A 6743-nucleotide genomic window follows, 5' to 3' on the forward strand; every position below is an offset into this window, starting at 1 on the left:
TGGGCTACGAGGTGATCGTCAGCCGCCTCGACGACGAGGCCAACATCGCCCCGTGGCTGCGGGCGGCACACCGCTACGGCGCCAAGGTGAAGTGGGCCGAGGTGGACATCGAGACCGGTGAGCTGCCGACCTGGCAGTGGGAGAGCCTGGTGGGCAAGTCCACCAGGCTCGTCGCGGTCACCTCGGCGTCGGCGACGCTGGGCACGGTCACCGATCTGCGGGCGATGACCAAACTGGTACACGACGTCGGCGGGCTGGTGGTGCTGGACCATTCCGCCGCCGCGCCCTACCGACTGCTCGACGCCAAGGAGACCGACGTCGACGTGATGGCGGTGAACGCCGCCGCCTGGGGCGGTCCGCCTGTGGGGGCGATGGTGTTCCGCGATCCCGAAATGATCAACTCGTTCGCCTCGATCTCCACCAACCCGCGGGCGGCCGGCCCGGCGCGGCTCGAGCTCGGCGCACACCAGTTCGGTCTGCTGGCCGGGGTGGTCGCCAGCATCGAGTACCTCGCGGCCCTCGACGAATCCGCCCGCGGCACCCGGCGCGAACGCCTGCCGCTGTCCATGCAGTCCGCCATTTCCTACCTGAACCACGTCTTCGACTACCTGATGGTGTCGCTGCGTTCCCTGCCGCTGGTGATGCTGATCGGCCAGCCCGAGGCGCGGATACCGGTGGTCAGCTTCGCCGTGCAGGACGTGCCCGCCGAGCGGGTGATGCAGCGACTCACCGACAACGGGATCCTGGCCGTCATCGACGAGAACTCGCGCGCCCTCGATATCCTGGGCGTCAACGACATCGGCGGCGCCGTCACCGTCGGGCTGGCGCACTACTCGACGACAGCCGAGGTCGACCAGTTGGTGCGTGCGCTGGCGTCCTTGGGCTAACTGCTCCACCGCGAACGTAACGGCACTGAGAAAATCCGGCCCAAAATTCGCAGCCACGTTACGCTCGCGAGCGCATTCCTAAACGGTCAGCAGGATTTTCCCGGTCACCTTGCCATCCAGCAGCCGGCGGTGCGCGTCAGCGGCCCGCCCGATGGGCAGCCGCGCGCCGATCACCGGCCGCACCCGGCCGTCGGCAAGCATGGGCCACACCGAGTCCCGCACCGCCCGCACGATCTCGGTCTTGCTGTTCGGCCCGCTCACCGGCCGGCCCCGCAGCGTGGTGCCGATCACCCGCAACCGCTTGACCAGCAGCTTGCCGAGGTTGAGCTCGCCTGTGACCCCGCCCTGCATGCCGATGACGACCAGTTGCCCGTCGGTGGCCAGCGCGTCGAGGTTGCGGTCCAGGTAGGCCGCGCCCATGATGTCGAGGATCACGTCTGCGCCGCCGGTCTCCTCGCGCAGCCGGGCGACGAAGTCCTCGTCGCGGTAGTTGATCAGGATCTCGGCGCCCAGCTCGCGGCAGAACTCGAGCTTGTCCGCCGATCCGGCGGTGACGGCCACCCGGGCGCCCAGTGCCCGCGCAACCTGGATGGCGTGGCTCCCGATGCCGCTGGACCCGCCGTGGACCAACAACAGCCGGCCCTCGCGCAGGTGGGCGGTCATCACCACGTTCGACCACACGGTGCACGCCACTTCCGGCAACCCGGCGGCGTCGATCAGGTCGACACCGTCGGGGATCGGCAGCACCTGCCCGGCGGGGACGGCGACATACTCGGCGTACCCGCCGCCGGCCAGCAGCGCGCAGACCTCTTGTCCCACAGACCATTCGGCCACACCGGGACCGATCTCGGCGACGACGCCGGAGACCTCCATGCCGATGGTCTCGCTGGCGCCCGGCGGGGGTGGGTACTTCCCGGCGGCCTGCAGGATGTCGGCCCGGTTGACCCCGGCGGCCGCCACCTTGATCAGCACCTCGCCGGCGCCGGCGGACACGTCGGCAACGTCCTGCCAGGGGAGCAGGTCGGAGGATTCGGCGACAATGGCGCGCATGCCGGCCACGCTACTAGTCCCGTTACGCTGGTCAGCGGTGGCGTGGCAGAGCGGCCTAATGCACTCGCCTTGAAAGCGAGAGACGGCTAACACCGTCCGGGGGTTCAAATCCCTCCGCCACCGCGGTTCAGAAGATTTTCATGCCTCGGGTTCTTCACGTGCAGTCGACCGAAGCTCCGCCCCCGGGCTCAGCCGGCGGGGATCTCGGCGGCGATCCTGTCCATCAGTGCGGTGTAGCGGCGCAGCTCGGGATCCCGGCCCGGCTTGCCGCTGCTGATGACGCCGCCCGCGAGGCCGCGCTGCGGGTCGGCCCACATCGCGATGTTGGCCAGGCCCAGGTTGCCGAACGCCTCCGGCGCGCGGCGCCCGAACGGCCCGAAGCGGTTCGTCCCGAGCATGTACCCGGTGCCCCAGCGGGCCGGCATCAGCCCCGTCGCGACGTCCGGCCGCAATCGCCGGCACTGCGCCACGGCGGCGCGCAGGGTGGCCTCGCTCAATACCCGCACGCCGTCGAGTTCGCCGCCGCGGCGCAGGATTTCGGCGAACCGGGACAGCTCGTCGGCGGTCGATATCGTGTTCGACGACGGCACGATGGTCGTCAGGAACATCGGGGTGTTGGTGTAGGGGATGACCTCGTGCACGGTTCCGCCGATCGCCTTGCGGAAGATCTTCGCCACGACCGGCGGCACCGGGCGGCCGGTCGCCTGGCTCGGCGCGACCAGCGGCACGTCGTGCTTGGCCACCCCGAAGTTGGTCCACCGGAAGCCCAGCGGGTCGAGGATCTCGGTGGCCAGGACCTCGCGGATCTCCGTGCCGGTGGCCCGCCAGACGATCTCGCGGATCAGCGGTCCCCAGGTCAGCGCGTGGTACATGTGCACCAGGCCCGGCCGGTAGAGCGGGCGCAGCTCGGCGAGCTTCTCGCACGCGTAGTCGTGGTCGTCGGCTCGGGTGACGTCCGGCCGCGGCCCGGTGGCAAACGGCAGGCCGGCGCTGTGGGTCATCACGTGCCGGATCGTGATGCGATCCTTGCCGTGACGGGTGAAGGTGGGCAGGTACTGGCAGACCCGGTCGTCGAGCGAGAAGGCACCGCGTTCGACGAGCATGTGGACCACCGTCGCGGCGATGCCCTTGGCCGCCGAGTACACGCAGAACGGCGTGTCTGTGTCGACCGGAACCTTCTCGGCGTCCGGCGGATCTGTCGGGGCGTTGCCCCACCCGTGGCCGATCGCCCGGTTGAGCACCACCCGCCCGTTGTGCCGCAGGCACACCTGGATCGCCGGGTGCATGCCGCCCGCATACCAGTGCCGCGCGGCCTGCCAGATGCGTTCGACGGCAGCCTGGTCGATCCCGGAGTGGTCCTCTGCGCCGATCGCGGTTACCGAGTCCAGGTCCTCGGGCACGCGGATTCTGCCGTCGGGTGTGGTCACCTCAGCGAGGGTACGTGTCTCACTCGCCGGTGAACCGGGCCGGTCGTTTCTCGAACGTCGCCGAGATGCCCTCGGTCAGGTCCTTCGACGGCAGGAACGCGGCGTTCCAGGCGGCGACGTAGCGCAGGCTCTCCGAGACCGCCGCGATGCGTTGCTGGTCGAGCACGTCCTTGACGCCGTGCACGGTCAGGGGCGGGTTGGCGGCGATCTCGGCCGCGGTGGCGTGCGCGGCGGCCAGGGTCGCCTCGGCGTCGTCGAACACCTCGTTGACCAGACCGATCTTCTCGGCGCGCGCGGCGTCGATGTCCTTGCCGGTGAGGGCGAGCTCGCGCAGGTGGCCGTCGCTCAGGATCATCGGCAGCCGGGCCAGGCTGCCGACGTCGGCGACGATCGCCAGCTTGACCTCGCGCACCGAGAACTTCGCGTCGGTGCTGGCGTAGCGGATGTCGACCGCGGAGATCAGGTCGACGCCGCCGCCGATGCACCAGCCGTGCACCGCGGCGATGGTGGGGGTGCGGCAGTCGGCGACGGCGCTGATCGCGTTCTGCATGCGCCTGATCTCGGCGTGGAACTCCGCCCGGGGGCGGGCCAGCGCGTCACCGGCGAGCAGCGCGGTGAACGTACCCCCCATCGCGGGCACGTCCAGGCCGTAGCTGAAGTTGCGGCCGGATCCGGTGATCACGATGGCCCGCACGTTGTGGTCGGCGTCCAGGGCGGCGAACAGCTCGGGCATCTCCGACCAGAACGCCGGCCCCATCGCATTGCCTTTGCCGGGTCCGACCAGCGTCACCCGCGCGACGTGGTCCTGGATCTCGACGGCGACCGATTCGTACGCTCTTGCTTCGTGGGCCATGCCGAGACCGTAGCGTGGCCCACATGCCCCATGATCTGCGACCCGGACCAGACTCCCCGCCGATCGACGAGCTGGAAAGCGCCGAGGCCTGCCTGGCGGTGCTGGCGCACGTCGTGCACCCGATCGCCGGCGACGACCTGTCCCGCAAGACGCCGTGTTCCGACTACGACGTGGGGCAGCTGACCGGGCATCTGCTGAACTCCGTCAGGGCGCTCGGGGGCATGGTGGGGGCCGAGATCCCGCCATGCGACGACACCGACGCGGTGGAGCGGCAGCTCGTGACCGCGGCCCGCCCGGCGCTGGACGCCTGGCGCCGCCGCGGTCTGGACGGCAGCGTGGCTTTCGGCACGGGGGAGATGCCGGCCCGGGACGCCTGCGCCGCGTGGTCGCTCGAATTCCTGGTCCACGCCTGGGATTACGCCACCGCCGTGGGCCGTGACGTCGATGTCCCCGCACCGCTGGCCGAGTACGTGCTGGAGCTGGGACACCGGATCATCAGGCCCGAGCTGCGCGCCAGGGCCGGCTTCGACGACCCGGTCGAGGCGCCCGAGGGGGCCGGCGCGCTGCAACGGTTGGTCGCGTTCACCGGCCGCAACCCGGCCCGCCGAGCGCGTCCGGTGTGAAACGAGGGCGTTGAGTGTGAGCTGAGGGCCGGCCCCATCGGCGTGTCGCCGCCGTGGACGCTCACTCGACGCGCGGTCCTGCGGGCTACACCCGTTCGAGATAGAAGTAGTAGTAGCGCCCTATCCCGTCCTGGAAATCCAGGACGCCCTTTCCGTTCATGATGCCCATCACCGCGTCGTCGTCGATCTTCTTGAAGTGGTCGTGCACGGGTTGGCCGTCATAGACCATCGTGGCGGTGACCTCGCCGCGGAACTCCTCGCGCCACAGGCTGGCCTCGCCCTTGCCCATCTCCACGTTGGAGAACTTGTTGCCGTCGGCGTCCAGGCAGACCAGCGGCTGCACGTCGCGCGCCGACGTGAACGTCTTGCCGAACCAGCCGGCCTTCTCCAGCCGGCCGTTCATCTTGTGACCGGTGACGAACTCGCCGCCCTTCCACTCGCCGAGCATCTGCTCGATGGTCGCGGGTTCGAGGGTCGCCCAGAACTCGTCGAGCTCGGCGTCGGGGATCTCACCGGCGTGTTCCTTGAGTTCGGTGAACTTCTTGCGGGCCAGGTCCACGGTCTCTCCTCAGGGTGCGGTGTGGGAGGGTGCGGTGCGGGCAATCCAGTCGCGGGCGAACCGCAACAGGGCGTCGTTTTCCTCGGGCGCCCCGATGGTGATCCGCACGCCGTCGGGCGCGAACGGGCGCACCACCACGCGCGCGGCGGCCGCCTGCTGCACGAAGTCCCTGGTGCGAGAACCCAGCGGCAGCCAGACGAAGTTGGCCTGCGACGGCGCCACGGTGAATCCGGCGTCGCGCAGCCCGGTGCCGACCCGCGTGCGCTCGGCGACCACCGCGTCGGTGCGGGCCAGCAGTTCGTCGGCGGCGTCCAGCGCGGCGATCGCGGCGGCCTGCGAGACGCTCGTCACCGAAAAGGGCACGAACACCTGGTCCAGCGCGGTGATCAGCTCCGGCCGACCCACCGCATAGCCCACCCTCAGGCCCGCCAGCCCGTATGCCTTCGAAAAGGTCCGCAGCACAACGACATTGCTGCGGCTGCGGGCCAGTCCCAGGCTGTCCGGGACCATGCCGTCACGGATGTATTCGACGTAGGCCTCGTCGATGACGATCAGGATGTGGGGCGGCACGGCCTCGACGAACCGTGCCAGCGCGTCGGGCTCGACCACCGTGGACGTCGGATTGTTGGGGTTGCAGACGAAGATCAGTCGGGTGCGTTCGGTGATCGCGGCCAGCATCGCGTCGAGGTCGTAGGTGTGGTCGGTCAACGGCACTTTGACCGACGTCGCACCCGAGACCTGGACCAGCGGTGGGTAAAGCTCGAAGCTGTGCCAGCCCATCACCACCTCGTCGCCGGGCGCTGCGGTGATCTGGACGAGCTGCTGGCACAGGCTGACCGAGCCACAGCCGACCGTGACCTGTTCGGGGCCGAAGCCGGCGCCCAGATGCTGCGCCAGCGTCGCCTTCAGCGCGACGCAGGCGTTGTCGGGATACCGGTTGATACTGTCGGCGGCCCGCTCGATGGCCGCGCGCACGCTGGGCAGCGGCCCGAACACCGTCTCGTTGCTGGCCAGCTTGATCGACCCCGGCACCGTCTTGCCGGGCACGTAGACCGGAAGCCCGAGCAGCTCGGGGCGCAGGCGGGCGGTCACTTCGACAGCATATGTCGCGGCTGTGTACGCTATGCCTCCGGCGGTTCCGCGAGACCGGAAAGGGGTCGGGTACCCTCAGAAAGTCCGATGGAGGCGTGCCAGAGCGGCCGAATGGGGCTCACTGCTAATGAGTTGTCCCCCTCAAAGGGGACCGGAGGTTCAAATCCTCTCGCCTCCGCCAGGAGCACACACAACTGAACACATGCGCCCGTAGCTCAACGGATAGAGCATCTGACTACGGATCAGAAGGTT

7 protein-coding genes and 2 tRNA genes are annotated in these 6743 nt (G+C 69.6%); 4 read left to right on the top strand and 5 right to left on the bottom strand.

Features of this window, described 5'->3' with window-relative positions; genetic code table 11:
• Positions 1 to 887: cysteine desulfurase-like protein (locus AC2VOK_RS08880; protein WP_428900146.1), on the top strand; the 887-nt coding region annotated here is incomplete at its 5' end.
• A 78-nt stretch (positions 888 to 965) separates the two neighbouring features.
• Here the strand turns inward: AC2VOK_RS08880 and AC2VOK_RS08885 are convergent.
• Complete coding sequence (locus tag AC2VOK_RS08885; RefSeq protein WP_428900147.1) at positions 966 to 1937, bottom strand: NAD(P)H-quinone oxidoreductase; 972 nt, start codon at positions 1935 to 1937, stop codon at positions 966 to 968.
• Positions 1938 to 1973: 36 nt separating this feature from the next.
• Between AC2VOK_RS08885 and AC2VOK_RS08890 the strand changes: the two genes are divergently transcribed.
• Positions 1974 to 2060: transfer RNA gene (locus tag AC2VOK_RS08890), tRNA-Ser, on the top strand.
• A 65-nt stretch (positions 2061 to 2125) separates the two neighbouring features.
• Here AC2VOK_RS08890 and lipE read toward each other — a convergent pair.
• On the bottom strand, positions 2126 to 3364 hold the full coding sequence (gene lipE / locus AC2VOK_RS08895; protein ID WP_428900148.1) for a lipase LipE: 1239 nt from the start codon (positions 3362 to 3364) through the stop codon (positions 2126 to 2128).
• Positions 3365 to 3383: 19 nt separating this feature from the next.
• The gene (locus AC2VOK_RS08900; protein WP_428900149.1) at positions 3384 to 4217 is read right to left on the bottom strand and encodes a crotonase/enoyl-CoA hydratase family protein; all 834 of its coding nucleotides are present in this window, start codon (positions 4215 to 4217) and stop codon (positions 3384 to 3386) included.
• A gap of 23 nt (positions 4218 to 4240) precedes the next feature.
• Between AC2VOK_RS08900 and AC2VOK_RS08905 the strand changes: the two genes are divergently transcribed.
• Positions 4241 to 4840: a TIGR03086 family metal-binding protein gene (locus AC2VOK_RS08905; RefSeq protein ID WP_428900150.1), complete on the top strand. Its 600-nt coding sequence runs from the start codon at positions 4241 to 4243 to the stop codon at positions 4838 to 4840.
• 85 nt (positions 4841 to 4925) lie between these two features.
• On the opposite strand, the gene AC2VOK_RS08910 is transcribed toward AC2VOK_RS08905, so the two are convergent.
• Positions 4926 to 5399 (bottom strand): DUF4334 domain-containing protein, encoded by a 474-nt coding sequence (locus AC2VOK_RS08910; RefSeq protein WP_428900151.1) that lies wholly within the window; start codon positions 5397 to 5399, stop codon positions 4926 to 4928.
• A gap of 9 nt (positions 5400 to 5408) precedes the next feature.
• Complete coding sequence (hisC, locus tag AC2VOK_RS08915) at positions 5409 to 6491, bottom strand: histidinol-phosphate transaminase (protein WP_428900152.1); 1083 nt, start codon at positions 6489 to 6491, stop codon at positions 5409 to 5411.
• 89 nt (positions 6492 to 6580) lie between these two features.
• On the opposite strand from hisC, the gene AC2VOK_RS08920 reads away from it, so the two are divergent.
• Positions 6581 to 6672: transfer RNA gene (locus AC2VOK_RS08920), tRNA-Ser, on the top strand.
• The last annotated feature ends 71 nt before the right edge of the window (positions 6673 to 6743 follow it).

It is taken from the genome of Mycobacterium sp. TH-M116 (genome assembly GCF_057473685.1).

Coding starts and splice junctions, on each gene's coding strand:
- AC2VOK_RS08885 (WP_428900147.1), bottom strand. CDS start 1,937: ATGCGCGCCATTGTCGCCGAATCCTCCGACCTGCTCCCCTGGCAGGAC.
- AC2VOK_RS08900 (WP_428900149.1), bottom strand. CDS start 4,217: ATGGCCCACGAAGCAAGAGCGTACGAATCGGTCGCCGTCGAGATCCAG.
- AC2VOK_RS08905 (WP_428900150.1), top strand. CDS start 4,241: ATGCCCCATGATCTGCGACCCGGACCAGACTCCCCGCCGATCGACGAG.